The following is a 20,616-nucleotide window of genomic DNA, read 5'->3' as shown; positions in this document are numbered from 1 at the left end:
ACAAAACTATAAAAAAACTAATCCTAATGATATAACAATGCCAGAATAGACAAGTATAACTAAGCAATAACCCATAATATCTCTTGCTCCAAGTTTAGCAATTCCCAATAATGGTAAAGCCCAAAATGGTTGTATCATGTTTGTCCAAGCATCTCCCCATGCAATTGCCATTGCCGTTCTGGCCGTATCTACGCCAAGTTCAATGGCTGCTGGCATCATAATAGGTGCTTGAACAACCCACTGTCCGCCACCCGAGGGGACAAAAAAGTTCACAACGCCTGCACTTAAAAAAGTAAATAAAGGAAAAGTATTTACTGTAGAGATATTAACAAAACCTTGTGAAATATATCCAGCAAGTGAAACACCGTCTGGACCCATAAATTTCATCAGTCCCATTATTCCAGCATAAAAAGGGAATTGTAATAAAATACCACCGACATTTTTGGACGCATCAGCCACTGCACGTACTACTTTTATGGGGGTGCCATGTAAAATAATGGCAGTAAATAAGAAGATAAAATTAATTATATTCAAATTTAAAGCAAATCCATTTTCGATAAAATAAGTGAAAATAAAACTATATCCTAAAACACCCAGTGCTCTATTTATCCATTTAGAATTTTCAAGCTTTTGGGCTGGCGTCATATTATTTTTATCTAATGTTTCTACTATTTCAGCTTCAAATAAGCGGGTATCCACTTCAATGGTTTTTTCTTTTGAAGGATGCATAAACTTTAGAATAAAAGGTAATGTAAGTACGAGTATGGCGACAATAATTAAATTATATGACGAAAATATGGTTTCGCTTGTTGGAATAGCTTGTGTTAATGCCCCATTTGTTATTTCTGCTAGACCAGTAGATGAGGCAATCGTTAATGGAATAGAGCCTGAAAAACCTGCATGCCAAATCAAAAAACCAACGTAGGCAGAAGCGATTAATAATGGATAATGAACCCCTTTTACTTTATGAGCGACTTCTCTCGCAAAAATTGCCCCAATAACTAAACCAAAGCCCCAGTTAATAAAACTGGCAACTAATGCAACAAAACTGACCAGAAGTATCGCTTGTCCTGGTGTTTTTGAAAATCCAGCGAGTTTAGATAAATATTTTTTAAAAACATCTGTTGTTGCTAATATGGTCCCAGTGACCAGAACCATTGCCATCTGCATTGCAAATGACAAAATAGACCAAAAACCTCCATACCAAGCTGTGACCAAATCCATAGGAGAGCTTTGTGTAAGAGGTATAGCGGCAATAAACACAACAAAGGTCAATATAACGGCAAAAACAAATGGATCAGGAAGCCAATTTTTCACCAAACTAACAGAGCTGTCAGTAAACTTAACAAATATGTTTTTCATGTTATTCCTTTTTTTAATATCCAATTTTTAAGCACTTAACAAATACCACTATTCTACGCTCCTTCATTCGAATTTAGTGTCACTTCGTATCAAGCTGGTGTTACCTTTTTGACATCCTTAAAGCTAGCAGAGTAGATGCTTGATACCAAGTGCTTTGCTACTTTCTTTAACAACAACTGGTTGATACTGGCAATATAGTGTTTTATTTTTCACGGCAATATCTATAGCCAAACCACTTGAAGATCATAAACCATCATTTGGCACAGTAAGCACCATTAACTATCGCCATTCAAAAGCTAGAATTAGAAGTTGGGTTAAAGTTAATTAACCGTGCGGAAAAAAGGCGTTATTAACCGCTGAAGGTGAAGTGCTATATAAATTGTCTACTCAACTATTAAGCCAAATAAAACAAGTTGAATTAGAAGAGTTAAAAAATCTCGAACGGGGCACCATTCGTTTTGGCGTTCCAGCCATGATGGGCTCTTACTACTTGCCAAAAATATTAACCGTATTTAAACAAAAACATCGAAAAATAAAAATACACTTAGTTGACTAAGGTACAGCAGCGCTGGAGAATACATTGCTCAACGGCGAATAAAACACCCTCATTATTAATGAAAGCTAAGTGTTGTGGGAAGTAAAGTAATATTGCAATAAGTGATTGCCAACGCCCCCTTGTTGGCTGAAATGGCTTGCATTAAGAGCACTAGGTGCCAGCGCCACTAAATGTCAGTTTAGTGGCACATCTGCAAAACTCGACTAATGGAATAGCTTCAGTAATCGCTAAGACTTATAAATATGCATGTCTCGTTGGGGGTACGGAATAGTAATACCTTCTTTATCGAAGGCTTTTTTCACTTTTTCATGCATGTCCCAGTAGTAAGGCCACAGGTCATCGGTAGCAACCCAAGGTCGGAACATCAGATTGACTGAGTTATCGCCAAGGCTTCCAACACAGATTCTTGGTTCCGGATCTTTCAGGGAGCGTTCGTCCTCCTCAAATAGCCGTTGGAGAATGGCCTTCGCTTTGTCGATGTCGTCGTCGTAGTGGATGCCAAAGGTCATGTCGCAGCGACGATTTTTGTAAATACTGACATTTACCAAGGTGGCATTAGATAAACTGCCATTTGGAATGACAATACGCCGGTTGTCGAAAGTATCCACCACAGTATAGAGGATCTGAATTTCGGTGACAGCACCATGAAAACCTTGAGCTTCGATGGTATCGCCCACTTTGAAAGGTTTAAAAATCAGGATCAGCACACCGCCAGCAAAATTGGCTAGGCTTCCCTGTAACGCAAGTCCTATCGCCAGACCAGCAGCACCGATCACCGCAATAAACGAGGTCGTTGCAATACCGATCATCGAGGCGACTGAAATAAGTAGCATAACTTTCATAACGGCACTAGTTAGTCCACACAGAAACTTATTCAGTGTTGGGTCTTTAGCGCCAATCTTTTTGTCTAGAACCCCGACAAAGCGGTTGATCAGCCATAGACCAACAACTAATGTAATAATAGCAAGCACAAACTTAGGTGCGTAAGTGATCACCAAGGATATACCTTGGTCTATTAACTGCGAAACATTTATGTTTGTTCCAATAATTTCTTCCATTCAGTGGTTCCCTGCTTGTGATGAGTTACTAGTTGAATATTATAATGACAAGTACAGTAACACATCTATGCACCAGACTTAGGCTGTAATGAGTTTAGAGTATGTGAGCTGATAATTAAAACAAGGTCATAAAAAGTAAGTTCTGACTTTAGATGGTCTTGTGGCTTGTAAGGTTAGACACAGGTGAATTACGCTGAAGAGGTATATTGACGCTAGCCCTTGTACAATAATCTATAAACGACGGCATAAACGACAAAAGTTAATTTTAGCGGCTAAAGATTAGTCATTTATGGCGCTATTGTTGGAAATTCTAACCTTAAATAAACAACAGCTAACGTCCGCTTTAGCCTATAAATGAATATTAACTAAGATAATGTTAATAACAAAAACCAGCCCTTTCGTGTCGATAGTCACTTTTTAGCACCCGTCAAGCTCATTTTTATACTTGGAAATTTTACCCGAGATACCGATTAATAACCCTTGGGTTATGGCGTTTATCAAGCAAGGCTATAAAAAACCGCGTTAAAATACCTCTAATACAGTTAACCAATTTTTCGTTATCCAAAATACAAAAAACTTAATAACAGCCGATAGCTTAAGACAGAAAATTTAATTTCTAAAGCGCTTTTTTATGCTTGCAGCACCTTGTTTGTTATTGTACAGTAATAAACTTTAGCGGCCCACAAGTTCCGCCAAGCGAAACACTGGATATTATTTTGAAGAGTCATAACAATGAACAAGATTAGCAAATTTTTCAAAGTAGCCACATTAACAGCCGCTGCTTTGAGTGCAATTCCTGCTGTTGCAGCAACTGTGCTCACTTATGGTGAACCTGGGCCAAACCGAGGCGCCCGTGCAGGTGCCACTAAATGGTTTGCACAGGAAGTTGACAAGCGCTCTGGTGGTGATTTAAAAATTGATATTATGTGGGGCGGCGCCTTATTTAAATCAAATGCCTCACGAGAATCTATCGCTGCTGGCGTGGTAGATATGGGCACTATTATCCCAGATTACTTTCCTAAAGAAATGGTCTCTGCTTCACTGACTAACTTACCCTTTGAAAATTTAGATCCCTGGGTAGGACTAAAAGCGAACTATGACCACATGCAATCGCCTGAAGTGATACACAGCTTGGCTGAACAAAATTTAGCCTTTGTCACTTCGTACATGCTTTCTAGCGTTATTATCTTATGCAAAGGCGACGCTGTTCGTTCAATAGATGATATAAGAAATAAAAAAATACGTGGCGTAGGTACCTTCGGAAAAATATTTGGCGACTTAGGCGCAAACTTGGTTAGCATGAGCATTTATAAGGCTTATCAAGGACTAGGTAACGGTTTACTCGATTGTAGTCAAGGTTATATGAACGCCACCATCGCCCTAAAGCAACATGAAGCGGCAGACAGTTTAACCAAACTCAATTGGGGGATTTATACTGGATTGGGCATGTATATTAATAAAAAGTCACTAACCAAATTGAGTCCCTCTCAGAGAAAAGTGTTAGATGAAGTCGGCGCTGATTTTATCAACCATCTTGGTCAAAATGTAGTAAAAGCTGACAATAGAGCAGAGCAATTATTAACCCAAGGGATTAATGGCCACAAATTGGAAATTATTAGTCTCCCTCCTGAAGACTCTGCGAAATTATATTTAGCCAGCCAATCTCACATTAGTAAATGGGAAAATGAAGCCAATAAAAGTGACCTTGATGGCAAGGCCATGGTTGAAAACTATAAAGCACTGCTCACTAAATACAGCCAAGAACGCGATCTAAAAGGCTACCCTTGGACACGTTAATTTAATTACACCTGTTTCATTAATAAGCTGATGAACTTTATACACAATAAAAATGGCCAAATATAAGGCCTTTATTTTAACTGGTATAAAGGGTCACAACGTAGTGAGATGGGTATTACATAGAGTTTATTATTATGTTGAAAAAAATGGAACAGGGTGCATTAATTGTCGCTGGGGTGTGCATTATCACTCTAGGACTCATGATCACCCTAACGGTTGTGACGCGTAACCTTTTTGGCTGGGGAGTTACTGACGATGTTGTTATCGTTCGAGAACTCATGGTGGGTGCTGTTTTTCTACCATTAGCTTATGTCACCGCAGATTATAGTCACATTACTATAGAGTTCTTATTTAAACGCTTGGGTAAACACAGCAAATTATGGTTGCTTGCCATTGGCTCTTTTATCAGTTTATTAATATTAATGCCACTTGCCTTCGCCGCTTGGAAGGGTTTTTTTCATGCGGCCAGCAGTGGCGCCTATTTTTTTAGCGAGTTAGACCTACCTGAATGGCCGGGGCGATTGGCCTTTTTCGTTGGAGCTGCACTATTTATTATCCGTTTATTAGTGATTTTTATTGCTGATTTTCGAGCCGCTATTTCTGGTAATACTGAACATCTTGTGCAGCGCTCTGACGCTGCATACAATACAACTGAAGAGGGTTAATCTGTGGATCCATTGATGCTTGGGCTAGTCGGGTTTGCCTGTACCTTGCTTTTACTTATGTTCCGTGTGCCAATCGCCTTCAGTTTGGCTGGTGTATCATCGGTATTTATCTTTTTATTTTTTGCCATGCGCTCTGGTGGTTTTGATATTCAATCAGCTGTAGCACCGACACTGACCATGATTTCATCCAATGCGTTTGACTTGGTGCATTCTTATGATCTGAGTATGATACCGCTATTCGTGCTGTTAGGTCATATCGCCTTTCATACCGGTATCACTACTGATATATACCATGCGGCACGTGTTTGGCTAAAACGCTTACCTGGCGGTGTGGCTATGGCCTCTGTTTTTGGCTGTGGTGGCTTCTCCGCCATTACCGGCTCAAGCATAGCTTGCGCGTCGGCTATGGGTAAAATCTGCGTGCCAGAAATGTTACGTATGGGTTATGATAAACGCCTAGCAACTTCTACCGTCGCTGTTGGCGGCACGCTAGGTTCGCTGATCCCGCCCAGTGTGCTATTTATTGTTTACGGTATTTTTACCGAAATGTCTGTCAGCCGCCTGTTCTTAGCTGGTGTCATCCCAGGTCTAATATCACTGGTCGGTTTTTTAGTGGTAATCTACATCTGGGTAAAGCGTAATCCCAGTGATGCGCCTGCCGATACCACCCTACTGATAAAGGGAGACCGCCGTAAAGCCGCCATAAGATGTTGGCCAGCTGTGTTACTTTTTACCATTATTATTGGCGGTATTTATGGTGGTTTATTCACCGCGACCGAAGCTGCAGCGATCAGCGCATTTTCGGTGATTATCATAGGTTCATTGCAAAAACGTCTTAATTGGCAGCAGTTTATGCAATCAATTAAAGAAACCTGTACGCAAACCACGTCTATCTTCTTTATCGCCGCTGGTGCAAAAATATTTGTTGGCTTTGTTGCGCTAACCGGTATGGCGCCCGCGCTGGTCGGCCTTATCGAAGCTGCCGATGTTTCTTTATGGCTATTGCTGATCATGATCGCAGCGGTATATTTTCTCCTGGGTATGTTTCTTGACCCACTAGGTATTATGGTACTTACCTTACCTTTTTTAATCCCTATGGTAGAAGGTTATGGCTTAGACTTAATTTGGTTTGGCGTAGTGATAATAAAGTTGCTTGAAATAAGCTTGATCACCCCGCCGGTAGGATTAAACGTTTTTGTTATCGCCAGTGTCACTAAACCTTCGGTCGCGGTATATGACATTTTTATGGGCGTGACAAGATTTTTGGTTATGGACATCTTGGTATTGGTGGCAATTATCGCCTTCCCTATCCTCTCCTTGCTCTTGCCTAATCTGATGATGTAACACTTATTATTCGCACTTTGGCTAATATATTAAAGACGAAAGCGAACATGCTAGATTACTAGTTTATGTTCGCTGTTCAAATATTAAAACATTAAAATATTGCTACATCAGATTGTATTTACCATTTCAGCAACCCCTTTTTCAACCGGTGTTCACACAGAGGTAATATCACCAGATAAAATCGCGTTTAGCTCTATTAGCGATAACTGACATGGGTGATCTTAGACATATAACAGCACAGACAAAGGCCGATTTTCCGCCAAGTAATACCTAGACATTGCGTGAACTGCTGGCCTTGTTATCTATTTTAATCTTTGTGCTGAATTCTTTCTGGTGCAATTGCCCACCATACAAACCAAATAAATAATAATTGCATGGGTAGGCGAAGATATAAAAAAAACACTGAAATATTGTGATATTTTTCTGGCTGCAAAGCCATGTTTATATTAGCCGGATAGACAGCAAGAATTAAAGCAATCAAGCCATAGCCTGCTAACAAACGAGTTTTAGGCACCAAAAGGCCTATCGCACCCATGACTTTACTATCAAGATTGTATTTTTGTATGTCATTGACCTAGTATTTCATTCACATCAGTACCTAACACATAGCAAAAAGCCTTTGCAGTAAACAAAGGCTTTTTAGCACTCAATCATGTGAAACACACCATCATGTCAAAGGATTAAACTAAGATATAATCTTAAAATTGAATTAACGTGGCTTCAATATTACGCACCATGCTTTTTAATTGCGGCGCAACTTCACCCGCCAAGAACTCTTTCGACAGTCTAAATGCCGGGCCACCCGCATTGAATACGTAGATTTGACCTTGAGTCAGTTTTAACGGTACGGCAATAGCGTTGGTATCTCGCTCCCAATCGCCCCAGGAATGGCAATAACCAAATTCTTTATAGCTTTCCAACGCTTGATCAATACCCACTTTAACTGCGTCAAACTTATCACCAAGCTTTTCTTTGAAATGTCGTAAAAAGAAGTCACGTTCTTCTTCTGATAATGCCACTAAATAAGCTCGCCCTGCCGCCGTAGTGGCCATAGGTATTTTATCGCCAATTTCTTTTTTAAAGGTAACAATATCTTTTGGCGCGCAATGATCAAGATAAATCATATCTAGTCGGTCGCGGTCTGCTAGGCCTATCGAGGTACCTGTTTCAATTGACAGCTCTTTCATCTGGGGGTTCGCCACTTGGCGAATGCCAAGATTAGAAACAAAGGCATAACCCAATGCCAACACACCAGCGCCAAGCTGGTATTTTTCTAAGCGCTTTGAATAAGTTAGGTAGCCTAGGCTGGTCAAGGTATAAGTTAAGCGAGATATACTTGATTTGGGTAATCCGGTTCGTTGGGCAATCTCCTGGTTACCAAGAAATCCGTCTCCTGGGTTAAATGCCCGTAATATATCTAACCCTCTGGCAAGCGCTTCGACAAACTTACGATCTACTTCCCCATTTATATCTCTTGGCATACCAGTTAATGTATTCATTTTGAGCTACTCAATTGTTAATCACACTAGACGTAGTGACTTATTGTAACTGTCAATACGTTTTCAAATAATGGCTTATAATCTCATTTTTTGCTCTAAAAATAAAGATGATAGATAGCTTTAAGAATAAATTTATAGATTAATAGCAGCAAGTTAGCTTAATAGCATTAAAAGTATAGGGTCACAGATCGCCTTATTTTATTTGTTATTGAAATGTAAACACTGAAAATCGACAAACAAAGCCAACACTAAGGTAGATTTCAACGCTTAACAAATTCACGCCTTAATAAGAAAAAACAGATAATCAGCTGAGCTTTTGTATCAGGTTAGGCACAGTTATAGGCAAATACGATAGCAAACTTGTACCCAGCGTAATGAATTTATTATCTATGTTCAGACATATTTTGACGAAAAAAACTTCAAGTTATAGAAGATTATTTTTGCTGGCTTTTTTGAAGTGATTGTTGATGATGATAGTTTTGAGACAGAAGATATGAGCTGACAAGTATACCAACTAATATACCAGCGAAAGTTAATCTAACCTATTTTTGCTAAAGCAAATTAAATTAAATTAAATTAAATTAAAGGAAAGCCAAGCATCATCTAACCTGCTTGGCTTTTAATTCATGGCATGAGCTTTAAGCTCACCACTGAGCTCACCACTGAGTTATCAGTACTTACAAAGCACTTTCTAATTCAGGTAAGGCTTCAAATAGATCCGCTACAAGACCGTAGTCAGCCACTTGGAAAATAGGCGCTTCTGGGTCTTTGTTAATCGCGACAATAACTTTTGAGTCTTTCATACCGGCAAGATGTTGAATAGCTCCCGAAATACCAACCGCTATGTATAAATCTGGCGCGACAATTTTACCCGTTTGCCCTACTTGCATGTCGTTAGGCACAAAGCCCGCGTCGACAGCCGCGCGTGATGCGCCAATGCCAGCCCCTAACTTGTCAGCAATGCCATCTAATAAGGTAAAGTTATCACCATTTTGCATGCCACGACCACCGGAAATAATCACCCGTGCGGCACCTAAATCAGGGCGTGCTGAAACCGATAACTCGTCACTGACATGGCTTGAAATACCGGCGTCTTTAACCTTATCTAATGAGATAATTTCTGCAGCGCCATCAGTGGCAACCGCATCAAACCCGGTTGAACGCACGGTGATCACTTTTTTAGCCTCTAAACTTTGTACGGTTGCAATGGCATTGCCTGCATAGATAGGACGCACAAAGGTGTCAGCACTTTCAACCGCAACAATATCTGAAATTTGAGCCACATCTAATAAAGCGGCAACGCGAGGCATAAAGTTTTTGCCTGTAGTTAATGCCGTTGCCATCACAACAGTGTAATCAGCCGCTAATTCAGTCACTAATAAACTGATGTTTTCTGCCAGTTGATGCTCGTACGCCGCATTATCAGCCACCAGTACCTTGGCAACACCATTAACTTTTGCCGCTTGTTCTGCAACACTTTGGCAGTGATGGCCTGCAACTAAAATAGTGATATCTCCCCCTATTTGTTGAGCCGCCGCTACTGTTTTTAAGGTATCGGCTTTTAACACGCTGTTGTCGTGTTCTGCGTAAACTAAAATACTCATGAGATCACCTTGGCTTCATTTCTTAACTTTTCAACTAATGCATCAATTGATTCAACCATAATGCCGGCTTGACGCTCTTTCGGAGGAGAAACCTTTAATAACTGAGTACGTGGGGTTAAATCAATACCAAAATCACTCGCCAACTTCACCACTAATGGCTTACGTTTAGCTTTCATAATGTTAGGTAAAGAGGCGTAACGTGGTTCATTTAAACGTAAGTCCGTCGTTACAATAGCAGGTAAGTTTAGCGCAACCGTTTGCAAGCCACTGTCGACTTCACGTGTGACCTTAATTTTGTCGCCTTCAACCTTAACTTGGGAGGCGAAAGTACCTTGGGAAAAACCCGTTAGTGCGCCCAGCATTTGGCCAGTTTGGTTGTTATCGCTGTCGATAGACTGCTTACCTAAGATAACCAATTGAGGCTGCTCTTCTTCAACAATTTTTTGTAATAACTTAGCAATATGTAACGCGTCGAGCGTTAGCTCGGTATCGATATGAATCGCACGATCAGCGCCTAAAGCCAGTGCGGTACGCAGTTGTTCTTGACAACTTTTCTGACCAATAGAAACCGCAATAACTTCAGTGGCTGTGCCCGCTTCTTTAAGACGAACGGCTTCTTCTACCGCAATTTCACAAAACGGGTTAAGGGCCATCTTAACGTTGGCTAAATCAACGTTTGAGTTATCTGGTTTAACACGCACTTTGACGTTATAGTCGATGACACGTTTGATGGGGACTAATACTTTCATTAAATTTACTGCTCCTCGATGAGTTATCTGAAATAATATGAGTTATCTGAAATAATATGAATTATCTGAAATAATTTTTGTTGTTATGGTTTTTAAATTTATGCACCACCACGGGCTAACTCTGTTTCTAACAAGGTTAATGCCGCGCTAGGAAGGTTAATCTTACTTTGCAGTTCATGGCTAAAAGAAACAATAATGCTTTCACTTTTAGCGGCAACCTTTTGATGGTTTTCACTATAGATAATTTGGCTTAAGGTAAACCTATCCTTGCTTATCTGCTCAACTTTGGTCGCAACAATAAGGTTATCAGGATAAGTTACTGGAAACTTGAACTTACAATCGATATAAGCCACAACAAAGCCGAGTTTGTCTTCGCCAAGTGCGGCTCTAATCTGACTATCAGTAAAAAAATTAACCCGTCCTTCTTCACAGTAACGAAAATAATTGCTGTTATTAACATGGCCTAACATATCAATATCGCCCCATCTAACCGGATGTTTTATTTGATGAGGATAATGTTGTAATAGTTCGTTCAAAAAACTCTCCACTTCTTTGCTTATTTGTTTGTCTGCTGGGACTCTAACTAACGCCCAACCCCGTTTAACGGCATCATTGGGTGAAAATTAACTCACTCTTTTCGATAACGAAATACGCCTTGCCCTGAAGCAATGATATTGTCAAAAGAGTCGAATACCTCGGCCGAGCCATAATAGATATTTCGCCCCGACGCGGTCACTTTGCCAATAGCATAAAGGCTGTTGGACTGCGCTTGTCCTAAGTAATTTATGTTTAAAGATAAAGTTAATGCTTTTTTATAATCAAGCGGATCGTCACTATGGGCGCCCGATAGTGCCGTGGCGGCATCTAATAAGGTAGAAATAAAGCCACCGTGGGGTATCCCTGAACGGTTAAGATGTTCGGGCTTAAGCTCAGCACTAATTTTAATATGATTTTTATGCCATTCTTCGACCACAAAACCTAAATGGTTATTGAATGCCGGCATGGTTTTATTTGCCCAAGGTTTCATTGTAAACTCTTATTTTTTTGTTCTGGCGGCTATAGATTCTTCACTTTGCAGTAGCTGTGCAAAGATCACTAACTCATTTTTAATCACATCGTGCAGTATTCCCTGCCCAGAGGCTTTGAGAAGTTTTTTGCTAGCACGCAAAGCATTTTGCGGCTTCAGCGCTAAGGCTTTGGCTTTACTTAAGGCAAAATCAAATACCTCAGACTTGTCTATTTGTTGATTAACTATGCCGATATTAATCGCCGTTTCAGTATTAAAAGCCTCGCCAAGCATTAATAACTCAGCGGCTTTACGATGGCCAGCTAACTGAGGAATAAGCAGACTTGAACCACCTTCAGGGCAAACACCTAAATCAACAAATGGCATTTTAAAATAAGTTTCTGAGGCGTAAACCAAATCAAAATGCAGCAACATAGTTACGCCTATACCTACGGCAACACCAGATACTGCGCCAACAATCGGCTTAGGATAGTTATACAGCTCATACAATAAAGTGGCGGCTGGTGAGGGTTCATTGGCATCACGATTATTAAAATCGTTTAAATCATTACCGGCTGAAAAAGCCTCTTGTGTGCCATGTATCAGTACCACTTTGATACTTTCATCAGTCACACTGTCTTTTAGGGCTTTAGCCATAGCGGCATACATTAAACTGCTTAAGGCATTTTTTTTCTCGGGGCGATTAATAGCTAAGTGTAAAACACCACTGTCCTGATAAATTAAGATGTGTTCTTGAGCTTTCATATGAAGAGTACCTATTTTTTTTGTAGACTATTTAAACGCGATAGCGCCACATCATATTCTGTTTTAAAGCGTTGCACGACACTAGCAACAGTCGCAATATCGGTAATACTGCCCAAGCCTTGTCCTGCACCCCAAATGTCTTTCCAAGCCTTAGTTTTACTGCCCCCTGATGAGCCAAACTTCATTTTACTTTTATCACCTTCTTCTAAATCATCAGGATTTAAGCCGGCATTAGTAATACTGGGTTTGAGATAATTGCCGTGAACACCGGTAAATAACGAACTATAAACAATATCTTTCGCGCTATGCTCAACTAACATTTTTTTGTATGCTTGATCGGCATTAGCTTCTTTAGTGGCAATAAAAGACGTGCCTATATAAGCAAAATCTGCCCCCAAAGCTTGCGCTGACAATATAGAAGCGCCATTAGCAATAGCGCCTGACAAAGCAATAGGGCCATCAAAAATTTGTTTAATCTCACTCACTAAAGCAAAAGGGCTTAGGGTACCTGCATGGCCACCTGCGCCAGCACACACTAATACTAAGCCATCAACACCGGCTTCTATGGCCTTTTCGGCATGGCGAATATTGATAATATCGTGAAAAATAATGCCGCCATAAGCTTGAATACGTTGCACTAAGGTAGGATCTAACGCGCGTAAGCTAGTAATAATTACCGGCACTTTATATTCAATACAGGTATTTATATCCGCCTCTAAACGGTCATTACTCTTATGCACAATTAAGTTAACCGCATAGGGTGCAACGATGGCGTTGGGGTTCGCAACCTGATAGCTATCTAACTCAGTTTTAATGGTGGTGAGCCATTCAGCCAACAGTGATTGTGGACGGGCATTAAGCGCTGGAAAAGAGCCAACAATACCGGCTTTACACTCTGCAATAACCAGTTCTGGTCCCGAGACGATAAACATAGGAGCACTGATAACAGGCAAAGAGAGTTTATTTTGTAATGTTTTTGGCATTGGCATATTGATCCCCTAAAAGATATTTACTGTGATAAAAGATGAGTGATACCACAAACGGGTATAACTCATTTTATAACTTGTTTAGCTATTGGACCACTCAGATAAGCTTTTACCTTCTGCAACAAGTTGTTTTAATAACGCCGCAGGTTGCCAAAACTCTTCACCGTAGGTTGCACCAAATTGACAAATGGTTTGATAAACTTTCTCTAACCCTATGGTTTCAGCATAAAACATCGGACCGCCTCGAAAAGCCGGAAATCCGTAACCGAATGCGTAAACAACATCAATATCACTTGGGCGTTGGGCAATACCTTCTTCCAGTATTTTAAAGCCTTCGTTGATCAAGGCAAAAGTCAAACGCGCTAATATCGTTTCGTCACTTATTGCTTTGCGCTCAACTCCCCTTTGCTTGGCTTGTGCTTCAATCACTTCCAGTACTATGGGGTCAGCTATACGCTGTCTTGTCTCGGCGTCATAACGATAATAACCTGCACCGGTTTTTTGACCTAAACGGCCCATCTCATATAAAGCATCAGCAATACAATAGCTTCTAACATCGCCTTTTTCTTCATCCGTTAAGCCTTCACGCGCTTTATAGCCAATGTCTATGCCTGCTAAATCGCCGACCGCTAGCGGTCCCATTGCCATACCAAAATTTTGCATAACCCTGTCTATCGCTTCGGGGCTTGAGCCTTCAAGCAAACACAGTTGTGCTTCACGGGCATATTGACGCAACATACGGTTACCAATAAAACCATAACAAACACGCGACAATGCCGGAATTTTTTTAATGGTTTTAGCCATTGCCATCGAGGTGGCTAATACTTGCTCAGAGGTTTTATCGCCACGTACAATCTCAAGTAATTTCATCACATTAGCTGGGCTAAAGAAATGCAGACCAATGACATCTTGGGGACGAGAAGTAGACTCGGCAATTAAATTAACGTCTTGATAAGAGGTGTTACTGGCTAAAATAGCACCGGGCTTACACACGCTATCGAGCTTGGCGAAGACTTGTTTTTTAATCGCTAGATTTTCAAAAACGGCTTCAATCACCAAGTCCATGTCAGCGAGATCGTTATAATCGGTTGTGCCTGTGATCAGCGCTTGACGTTCAGCGGCGAGCTCAGTGGTTAACTTACCTTTTTTAACCGTCATCGCGTAATTTTTAGCGATAATGTCTTTACCGCGTTGCAATGCTTCTTGGTTAATTTCCAATAAGGTCACGGGAATATTGGCATTAACAAAATTCATTGCAATACCGCCACCCATAGTACCGCCGCCAATAATACCGACGCGTTTAATATCTTTAAGCTGGGTGTCTTTGGGTAGGCCTTTAATTTTTGAAGACATTCGTTCAGCAAAAAACAGATGACGTAAAGCAGCCGACTGTGTTGATTGCATGCACTCGACAAACAGACGTCGTTCAACTTTAAGACCTTCATCAAAAGGTTGACTCAAGGCGGCTTCAATACATTCAACAATACGTTGTGGTGCTTCTTGTTGGCGAAAACGTTTACTTAAATGGCCTCGATATTCAGCAAAAAAATCAGCTGAAGCATCTGTTTTATCAACGGCTATATCTCTGACTCTTTTAAGTACCCCACCTTGGGCAATAACGTCTTGGGCAAAATCCAGTGCGGCGCTAAGCAAATCACCTTCAACCACTTTATCAATTAAGCCAATCTTTAACGCGTTAGCTGCCGTGATGGGCGTGCCTGTGGTGATTAAATCAAGTGCCGCTTTCACACCGGCTAATCTAGGTACTCTTTGGGTGCCACCCGCGCCAGGTAATAAGCCTAATTTAACTTCTGGTAAGCCAACCTTGGCGCTAGATAAAGCACAACGATAATGACAAGCCAATGCTGTTTCTAAACCACCGCCAAGTGCCGTGCCATGAATCGCGGCGATAATAGGTTTTGTTGACGCTTCTATAATATCAAGCAGCCCAGGTAATGATGGCAACATAGGGGCTTTGCCAAATTCTGAGATGTCTGCCCCGGCAATAAAGGTACGGCCCTGACAAATTAACACTAAGGCTAAAGAAGCATCGTTTTGTGCTTGTACTACCGCGTCTTGAATACCTAAACGTAATGCATGAGAAAGCGCGTTAACTGGTGGGTTATTTAGACTAATAACACCGATGTCACCCTCTAATTGATAACTAACAACTGACATAAATTCATTCCTTACTTTGAGAAGTTAAACACGCTCAATAACGACAGCGATACCTTGACCGATACCAATACACATGGTGGCTAATGCATAACGGCCACCGGTTTTTTCTAATTGGCGTAATGCCGTCATCATAATACGCGTACCACTAGCGCCTAAAGGATGGCCAATGGCAATAGCACCGCCATTTTGATTAACCCGTGGGTCATCAAAAGCGATACCTAATTGTTTCATGCAACCTAGCGCTTGTACGGCAAAGGCTTCATTAAATTCTAAAACGTCCATATCCGCTAACGTTAAACCCGCTCGCGCTAAGGCTTTTTGTGAAGCGGGAACTGGCCCTAAACCCATAACACGTGGTGGTACACCGGCTATAGCGCCGGCTATAATTCTACCACGCGGTTTAATACCCGCTTTTTCACCCACTTCTTTGCTACCAATAATCATCGCTGAAGCACCATCGTTGATGCCTGAAGCATTACCTGCGGTAACTACGCCATCAAATAATGGTCTTAATTTACTTAAAGCTTCTGCGGTTGAAGCAGGACGTGGGTGTTCATCAGCGGTTACCGAAAGTGCTGGCAACTTACGCCCTTGTGACACTTCAATGGCAATAATTTCATCATCAAAATATCCTGCTACTTTGGCTGCTTCATACTTAGCTTGAGAGCTGGCAGCAAATACATCACAGTCTGCTCTGCTGATATTTAAATCACTGGCAATGTTGTCGGCTGTTTCTGGCATAGAATGACCGCCATAGGCTTTAATAATCTCAGGATTAGTAAAACGTGCCCCCATAGTGGTATCAAACATTTCTTGCTGGCGAGCAAAGGCTGAGCTTGCTTTAGCCAAAACAAAAGGCGCACGACTCATAGATTCAACACCACAAGCAACAAACAAGTCACCTTCATTGGCTTTTACACAACGAGCGGCATCTAAAGCGGCTGATAAGCTTGAACCACACAAACGGTTCACCGTTATACCACCTGTTTCAATCGGTAAACCCGCTAATAGCCCGGCAAAACGCGCGACATTACGGCTGTCTTCGCCTGCTTGATTGGTACTACCAGCAATAACATCTTCATAAAGGCTTAAATCAAAGTCGTTGCGTTGTACTAGAGTTTTTATAAGGTGGGCAAGCATATCATCGGGTCGAACAGAAGATAAAATTCCGCCATGACGTCCAAAGGCTGTTCTTGCGGCATCGTATATATACGCGTCTTTCATAATTTTTCCTAAGTTATAAAGTTGTTTGATAATCAACCAAGACAGGAACGGCGATTAATAATGTCGCCACTTTGTCTTTGTCTTGAACATTTGATAATTGAATATGAACGACCTGGCCTTTTTCTGGATCAAATTCTGCGCTCACTTGAGCCGTAATATGATTGGCTTTGAATAAGGCATTGACGCTAAATTCGGTCGCTTTATTACGTAATATAGGTTTGAATACTTTACCCACCGCTGTTAGCGGAAAGCTGTCGAGTATTTCGATACGTTTTGGAATGGCCGCTCTTTCGTTAATATGTGTTTGGCAATGGTGCAATAATTCAGCGGCTGTGGTTTGCTGGGGATCTTTAACCACCACGTAGGCAACCGGTATCTCTCCTGCATGTGCATCAGGTTGACCAATAGCCACTGCTTGAAGAACACCGGGATGCGCCATTAAGGCATCTTCAATAATCTGGGGATCTATGTTATGCCCGCCACGGATAATCAAGTCTTTTGCTCGGCCAGTTAGCTGAATATGTCCTAGGTTATTAATTAAACCTAAGTCACCGGTATTAAACCATTCACCGTCAACCCATGCTCCTTCATTATCGCTTTCGTTCAAATAGCCTTGAAAGATATTAGGTCCTTTGACCAGAATAATACCGGGTTCATTGCTGCCACAAACACGGCTAATTTTATTATCAATAACGTGGGCAGCAATCACTCGGCTATAAGGTATGCCATTACCCACGGAAACCCCTTCAACATCGTAGCCGGGTAATACTCTAGCGACCACACAAGAAGATTCGGTCATGCCGTAGCCATTGGTAACATTACAATTAAAGCGACGCTGAAAAGATAATTTCAGTTCAATAGGTAAAGGCGCTGAGCCACAAGCCGCATGTTCAAAACAGCTAAGATCAATGTCTTCATCAGGTTGCTGCAGTAAAACAGAAATAATGGTGGGCACGGTAGGAAACCAACACACTTGATATTTATTAACAAAAAACCACCAGTTTTTCACCGTATTAGGGTTTCTAAATCCTTCTGGGGTCATAATAACTACCTGACGACCAACAAAAAACATCGATAAACTGGCCGCAATAACACCAAAAACATGAAATAAGGGTAAGGCATTCAAGACCGCAGATTTACCTTGAAAAGCATTAAAGCCGGCATAAACTTGCACGACAAAACTAATGTTGTAATGCGATAGTTTAGCTACTTTAGGGCGCCCGGTTGTGCCTCCCGTATGAAAGTACATCGCAATATCATCAGCCTTGGGTTGAGAGGTTTTTGTTAATCGTTCACTTGATTGAGCCGATATCGCCTGATTAAAATCAGTGATGGTGATGCGGTTATTATTGCTGGGCCCATAGCGGTTATCTAGGACAAGTATGTGCTCAAGTGATGGCACGCGGGCAATAATCTCATGTACTTTTTTACCTAATTCTGTGGTCTGATCAAGTGAAACAGTAACTAATACTTTTGACTTTACTTCGTTTAATATTTCAACAATGTGATCAACCTGCAACAGGTAATTAATCGGGTTAGCAATACCTACCGCTTGGGCAGCCCACATGCTTAGATGAGTTTCAGCCAAATTAGGCAGTAAAATAGAGATAACGTCTGTACGCTCAACACCAAATGCTTGATAAAGCTTTGCTGTTTGATTCAGTTTTTTGGTTAAAGTAGCAAAAGTAAGGGTATTAGCCACTTCATCTCGATCAGCGGTTAAATGCTCAACTATGGCGATATCAGCAGCATATTCATCGGCCGCATGGCAAAAAATATCGTAGGTTGTTTTACAATGATATCTGTCTTGGTCGTTTATTTTTTCTAAATCAGCAAGTAACTCTAATTCTGTTAGTTTGGACATTAAGCGCTCACTCTAATACAATTTTCATTCATTATTACCACAAGATTAATTACGCAGTAAATCAGTACCTACATTCTGCAATGCGGAACTTGATTTTGCAAGTGTTTTTAAGATACTCGCCAATGTACTTGATAAAACAATGAAATCATAGGCATTCAGTTGAAGAAAAATCAAGAAAGTTGCACCTAAACAAGGGTTTTATTTCATCATATTAATAAAGCTAGATAAGCTCAATCATGTAAAATATAATTCCGCCAAGCGGTACTGTGTGGTATTATTTTAAATGCAATTGCTTAAAGATTTAATACCAAGCTAAATAAAGTCAAGAATCAATAAAATTAACTATCCCTATCAAGCGTTAGTGGCAGCTTCGACAAGGTTTGTCGCCAACAGTGTAAAATGAAACTGTCTAACACGAGTTTTATAAAGCAATGAGTTTTATAATACGGCTTTTAATCTCAACCACTTATGTAAAAGAACATAGCTATGAAGAATATTTCTGACCTGAAGCAAAGTGGCAAAATAACTCACGCCTTTGCTTGGCTGTCACCCCTTTGCCTAGTGATTATTTTTTTTGCCACCTTAATCACTGAATGGACCGGTTACCAGCCACCTGCCCTATTAGCGGTATTCATGTTGATATTATTTATGCTTATCGAATGGAGACAGTTAGATTTATCAACAAAAATCATTGCATGGGTTGCTATGGGCTTAACACTCGTCTTGTTATTATTCTCACAGATATCATTTCATCAACTAGCTAGCCTATCTAGCAGTGTTGTTTTTTTTGCTTTTTTCTTAATTGCCCTCGGCCTATTAAAAGAAGCGGCTTTAAGCTCAAATTCGGTTAATCTTACCGGTCTGGTGCTATTACAACAACACCCCGTTAGACGTTATGCGCTGCTAACCTTTGCCAGTCACATTTTGGGGATATTAATGAGTGTTGGCGCCATTAATTTATTAGGCACCATGATCCAAAGAAGTTTAGATAACAATAAAGATACCGTTGACGCACGCATCAACCGCGTTAGGCAGCGCCGTATGATGCTAGCGGTTATGCGAGGATTTTGCAGCATACCGCTTTGGGCGCCCACTTCAATTACTATTACGCTGTTAGTCACCACTATTCCTGATCTAAAGTGGATAGATATTATTCCTTATGGTTTGTACCTCACCTTAGCGCTACTGTTGTTTGGCATTTGGCTAGATCATGTTCAGGCACCGAAAAACCTTAGCCATCTTGTACCGACCATTTCTAACGATTTATCCGCCTTAAAAGTCAGTTACCCTATTATTGTTGTTGTTATCACCTTGGCTATCATATCTGCGCTGCTGATATTTTCCTCGCCCCTACGACCTATTGCGGCGGTGTTAGTCAGTGCACCGCTTGTCAGCATAGCTTGGATATTTAGCCAGTATCATAAAACAAATAATAAAGTAAACGCCATGCGATTAACGGTGAAACGTTTTAGCACAGACATATTTTTTAGATTAGCCTTACAGCGTTCAGAAATCGTATTTTTTGCCGGTTCTGTACTGATTGGTCGCTTGTTATTAACCGTGTTAGACCTTGACTGGTTTGCGCAACAATTAGCCCATTTACATTTATCTGCTGCGCTGATATTAATTGCCGCTTCATGGCTCATTTTTATCGCCGCGCTGTTATTTATCAGCCCGATGATTTCAGTCACTTTGATGGCTGGGGCGTTAGCTCAATTACCTGGTGTTAACAATATGCCCGTCACTATTGCACTCGTCATGATGGTCACTTGGGCCGTGGTTGCCGGTAGCTCGCCTTCTACTACCTCGGTACGTATTAGCGCTAAAATCACCGGAATTTCTCCTTTTCAAATGGGGGTAAAGTGGAATGGTTTATATAGTATATTAGTGCTATTAGCTTTAGATTTTTTTCTGCTTGTCATGGTGTAATTAAAAAGGGATGTAAACACTATTTATGAT

Annotated in this window: 17 protein-coding genes and 1 pseudogene; 5 read left to right on the top strand and 13 right to left on the bottom strand. The window is 40.8% G+C overall.

Annotated features, from left to right (window positions below; translation table 11 throughout):
• Window positions 1–6 precede the first annotated feature (6 nt).
• Complete coding sequence (locus H4J54_RS15345) at window positions 7–1,353, bottom strand: short-chain fatty acid transporter (protein ID WP_404851915.1); 1,347 nt, start codon at window positions 1,351–1,353, stop codon at window positions 7–9.
• A gap of 284 nt (window positions 1,354–1,637) precedes the next feature.
• Here H4J54_RS15345 and H4J54_RS19820 point away from each other — a divergent pair.
• A pseudogene (locus H4J54_RS19820) lies at window positions 1,638–1,915 on the top strand (LysR family transcriptional regulator); the annotation flags it as partial.
• A 230-nt stretch (window positions 1,916–2,145) separates the two neighbouring features.
• On the opposite strand, the gene H4J54_RS15335 reads toward H4J54_RS19820, so the two are convergent.
• Window positions 2,146–2,976 carry a mechanosensitive ion channel family protein gene (locus tag H4J54_RS15335; RefSeq protein ID WP_182135413.1) on the bottom strand — a complete coding sequence of 277 codons (831 nt, stop codon included), beginning with the start codon at window positions 2,974–2,976 and terminating at the stop codon, window positions 2,146–2,148.
• A gap of 732 nt (window positions 2,977–3,708) precedes the next feature.
• Here H4J54_RS15335 and H4J54_RS15330 point away from each other — a divergent pair.
• The 3 genes from H4J54_RS15330 to H4J54_RS15320 all read left to right on the top strand — a co-directional run bounded on the left by H4J54_RS15330 (window position 3,709) and on the right by H4J54_RS15320 (window position 6,782).
• Window positions 3,709–4,773, top strand: coding sequence for a C4-dicarboxylate TRAP transporter substrate-binding protein (locus H4J54_RS15330; RefSeq protein ID WP_259367152.1), 1,065 nt, complete (start codon window positions 3,709–3,711; stop codon window positions 4,771–4,773).
• A 134-nt stretch (window positions 4,774–4,907) separates the two neighbouring features.
• On the top strand, window positions 4,908–5,438 hold the full coding sequence (locus tag H4J54_RS15325; protein WP_182191882.1) for a TRAP transporter small permease: 531 nt from the start codon (window positions 4,908–4,910) through the stop codon (window positions 5,436–5,438).
• A gap of 3 nt (window positions 5,439–5,441) precedes the next feature.
• Window positions 5,442–6,782 carry a TRAP transporter large permease gene (locus tag H4J54_RS15320; protein WP_182191881.1) on the top strand — a complete coding sequence of 447 codons (1,341 nt, stop codon included), beginning with the start codon at window positions 5,442–5,444 and terminating at the stop codon, window positions 6,780–6,782.
• Between the two features lie 307 nt (window positions 6,783–7,089).
• On the opposite strand, the gene H4J54_RS15315 is transcribed toward H4J54_RS15320, so the two are convergent.
• The 11 genes from H4J54_RS15315 to H4J54_RS15265 form a co-directional block, all read right to left on the bottom strand.
• Complete coding sequence (locus H4J54_RS15315) at window positions 7,090–7,296, bottom strand: hypothetical protein (RefSeq protein WP_182191880.1); 207 nt, start codon at window positions 7,294–7,296, stop codon at window positions 7,090–7,092.
• Window positions 7,297–7,480: 184 nt separating this feature from the next.
• Window positions 7,481–8,281, bottom strand: a complete 801-nt coding sequence (locus tag H4J54_RS15310; protein WP_182191879.1) for an IclR family transcriptional regulator — start codon at window positions 8,279–8,281, stop codon at window positions 7,481–7,483.
• Between the two features lie 677 nt (window positions 8,282–8,958).
• On the bottom strand, window positions 8,959–9,885 hold the full coding sequence (locus tag H4J54_RS15305) for an electron transfer flavoprotein subunit alpha/FixB family protein (RefSeq protein ID WP_182191878.1): 927 nt from the start codon (window positions 9,883–9,885) through the stop codon (window positions 8,959–8,961).
• Window positions 9,882–10,634 (bottom strand): electron transfer flavoprotein subunit beta/FixA family protein, encoded by a 753-nt coding sequence (locus H4J54_RS15300; protein ID WP_182191877.1) that lies wholly within the window; start codon window positions 10,632–10,634, stop codon window positions 9,882–9,884. Before H4J54_RS15300 ends, H4J54_RS15305 begins: the two co-directional genes overlap by 4 nt.
• Window positions 10,635–10,732: 98 nt before the next feature.
• Window positions 10,733–11,170, bottom strand: a complete 438-nt coding sequence (locus tag H4J54_RS15295; RefSeq protein ID WP_182191876.1) for a thioesterase family protein — start codon at window positions 11,168–11,170, stop codon at window positions 10,733–10,735.
• 92 nt (window positions 11,171–11,262) lie between these two features.
• Window positions 11,263–11,661 carry a PaaI family thioesterase gene (locus H4J54_RS15290; protein ID WP_182191875.1) on the bottom strand — a complete coding sequence of 133 codons (399 nt, stop codon included), beginning with the start codon at window positions 11,659–11,661 and terminating at the stop codon, window positions 11,263–11,265.
• A 9-nt stretch (window positions 11,662–11,670) separates the two neighbouring features.
• Complete coding sequence (locus H4J54_RS15285; protein ID WP_182191874.1) at window positions 11,671–12,405, bottom strand: enoyl-CoA hydratase-related protein; 735 nt, start codon at window positions 12,403–12,405, stop codon at window positions 11,671–11,673.
• Window positions 12,406–12,416: 11 nt separating this feature from the next.
• On the bottom strand, window positions 12,417–13,394 hold the full coding sequence (locus tag H4J54_RS15280) for a nitronate monooxygenase family protein (RefSeq protein ID WP_182191873.1): 978 nt from the start codon (window positions 13,392–13,394) through the stop codon (window positions 12,417–12,419).
• 78 nt (window positions 13,395–13,472) lie between these two features.
• The gene (locus H4J54_RS15275; RefSeq protein ID WP_182191872.1) at window positions 13,473–15,569 is read right to left on the bottom strand and encodes a 3-hydroxyacyl-CoA dehydrogenase NAD-binding domain-containing protein; all 2,097 of its coding nucleotides are present in this window, start codon (window positions 15,567–15,569) and stop codon (window positions 13,473–13,475) included.
• Between the two features lie 24 nt (window positions 15,570–15,593).
• Complete coding sequence (locus H4J54_RS15270; RefSeq protein ID WP_182191871.1) at window positions 15,594–16,793, bottom strand: 3-oxoadipyl-CoA thiolase; 1,200 nt, start codon at window positions 16,791–16,793, stop codon at window positions 15,594–15,596.
• A gap of 13 nt (window positions 16,794–16,806) precedes the next feature.
• Window positions 16,807–18,657 carry an acyl-CoA synthetase gene (locus H4J54_RS15265; protein WP_182191870.1) on the bottom strand — a complete coding sequence of 617 codons (1,851 nt, stop codon included), beginning with the start codon at window positions 18,655–18,657 and terminating at the stop codon, window positions 16,807–16,809.
• A 486-nt stretch (window positions 18,658–19,143) separates the two neighbouring features.
• On the opposite strand from H4J54_RS15265, the gene H4J54_RS15260 reads away from it, so the two are divergent.
• Window positions 19,144–20,586 carry a hypothetical protein gene (locus tag H4J54_RS15260; protein WP_182191869.1) on the top strand — a complete coding sequence of 481 codons (1,443 nt, stop codon included), beginning with the start codon at window positions 19,144–19,146 and terminating at the stop codon, window positions 20,584–20,586.
• The last annotated feature ends 30 nt before the right edge of the window (window positions 20,587–20,616 follow it).

It is taken from the genome of Colwellia sp. MB3u-8 (genome assembly GCF_014076985.1).
Classification (GTDB): Bacteria; Pseudomonadota; Gammaproteobacteria; order Enterobacterales; family Alteromonadaceae; genus Cognaticolwellia.
This window is presented reverse-complemented; position numbering and strand designations above follow the sequence as displayed.

Bases quoted from the DNA above. Each gene is read 5' to 3' on its own strand.
- H4J54_RS15335 (WP_182135413.1), bottom strand. From the start codon at position 2,976: ATGGAAGAAATTATTGGAACAAACATAAATGTTTCGCAGTTAATAGAC.
- H4J54_RS15330 (WP_259367152.1), top strand. From the start codon at position 3,709: ATGAACAAGATTAGCAAATTTTTCAAAGTAGCCACATTAACAGCCGCT.
- H4J54_RS15325 (WP_182191882.1), top strand. From the start codon at position 4,908: ATGTTGAAAAAAATGGAACAGGGTGCATTAATTGTCGCTGGGGTGTGC.
- H4J54_RS15310 (WP_182191879.1), bottom strand. From the start codon at position 8,281: ATGAATACATTAACTGGTATGCCAAGAGATATAAATGGGGAAGTAGAT.
- H4J54_RS15305 (WP_182191878.1), bottom strand. From the start codon at position 9,885: ATGAGTATTTTAGTTTACGCAGAACACGACAACAGCGTGTTAAAAGCC.
- H4J54_RS15300 (WP_182191877.1), bottom strand. From the start codon at position 10,634: ATGAAAGTATTAGTCCCCATCAAACGTGTCATCGACTATAACGTCAAA.
- H4J54_RS15290 (WP_182191875.1), bottom strand. From the start codon at position 11,661: ATGAAACCTTGGGCAAATAAAACCATGCCGGCATTCAATAACCATTTA.
- H4J54_RS15285 (WP_182191874.1), bottom strand. From the start codon at position 12,405: ATGAAAGCTCAAGAACACATCTTAATTTATCAGGACAGTGGTGTTTTA.
- H4J54_RS15280 (WP_182191873.1), bottom strand. From the start codon at position 13,394: ATGCCAATGCCAAAAACATTACAAAATAAACTCTCTTTGCCTGTTATC.
- H4J54_RS15275 (WP_182191872.1), bottom strand. From the start codon at position 15,569: ATGTCAGTTGTTAGTTATCAATTAGAGGGTGACATCGGTGTTATTAGT.
- H4J54_RS15270 (WP_182191871.1), bottom strand. From the start codon at position 16,793: ATGAAAGACGCGTATATATACGATGCCGCAAGAACAGCCTTTGGACGT.
- H4J54_RS15265 (WP_182191870.1), bottom strand. From the start codon at position 18,657: ATGTCCAAACTAACAGAATTAGAGTTACTTGCTGATTTAGAAAAAATA.
- H4J54_RS15260 (WP_182191869.1), top strand. From the start codon at position 19,144: ATGAAGAATATTTCTGACCTGAAGCAAAGTGGCAAAATAACTCACGCC.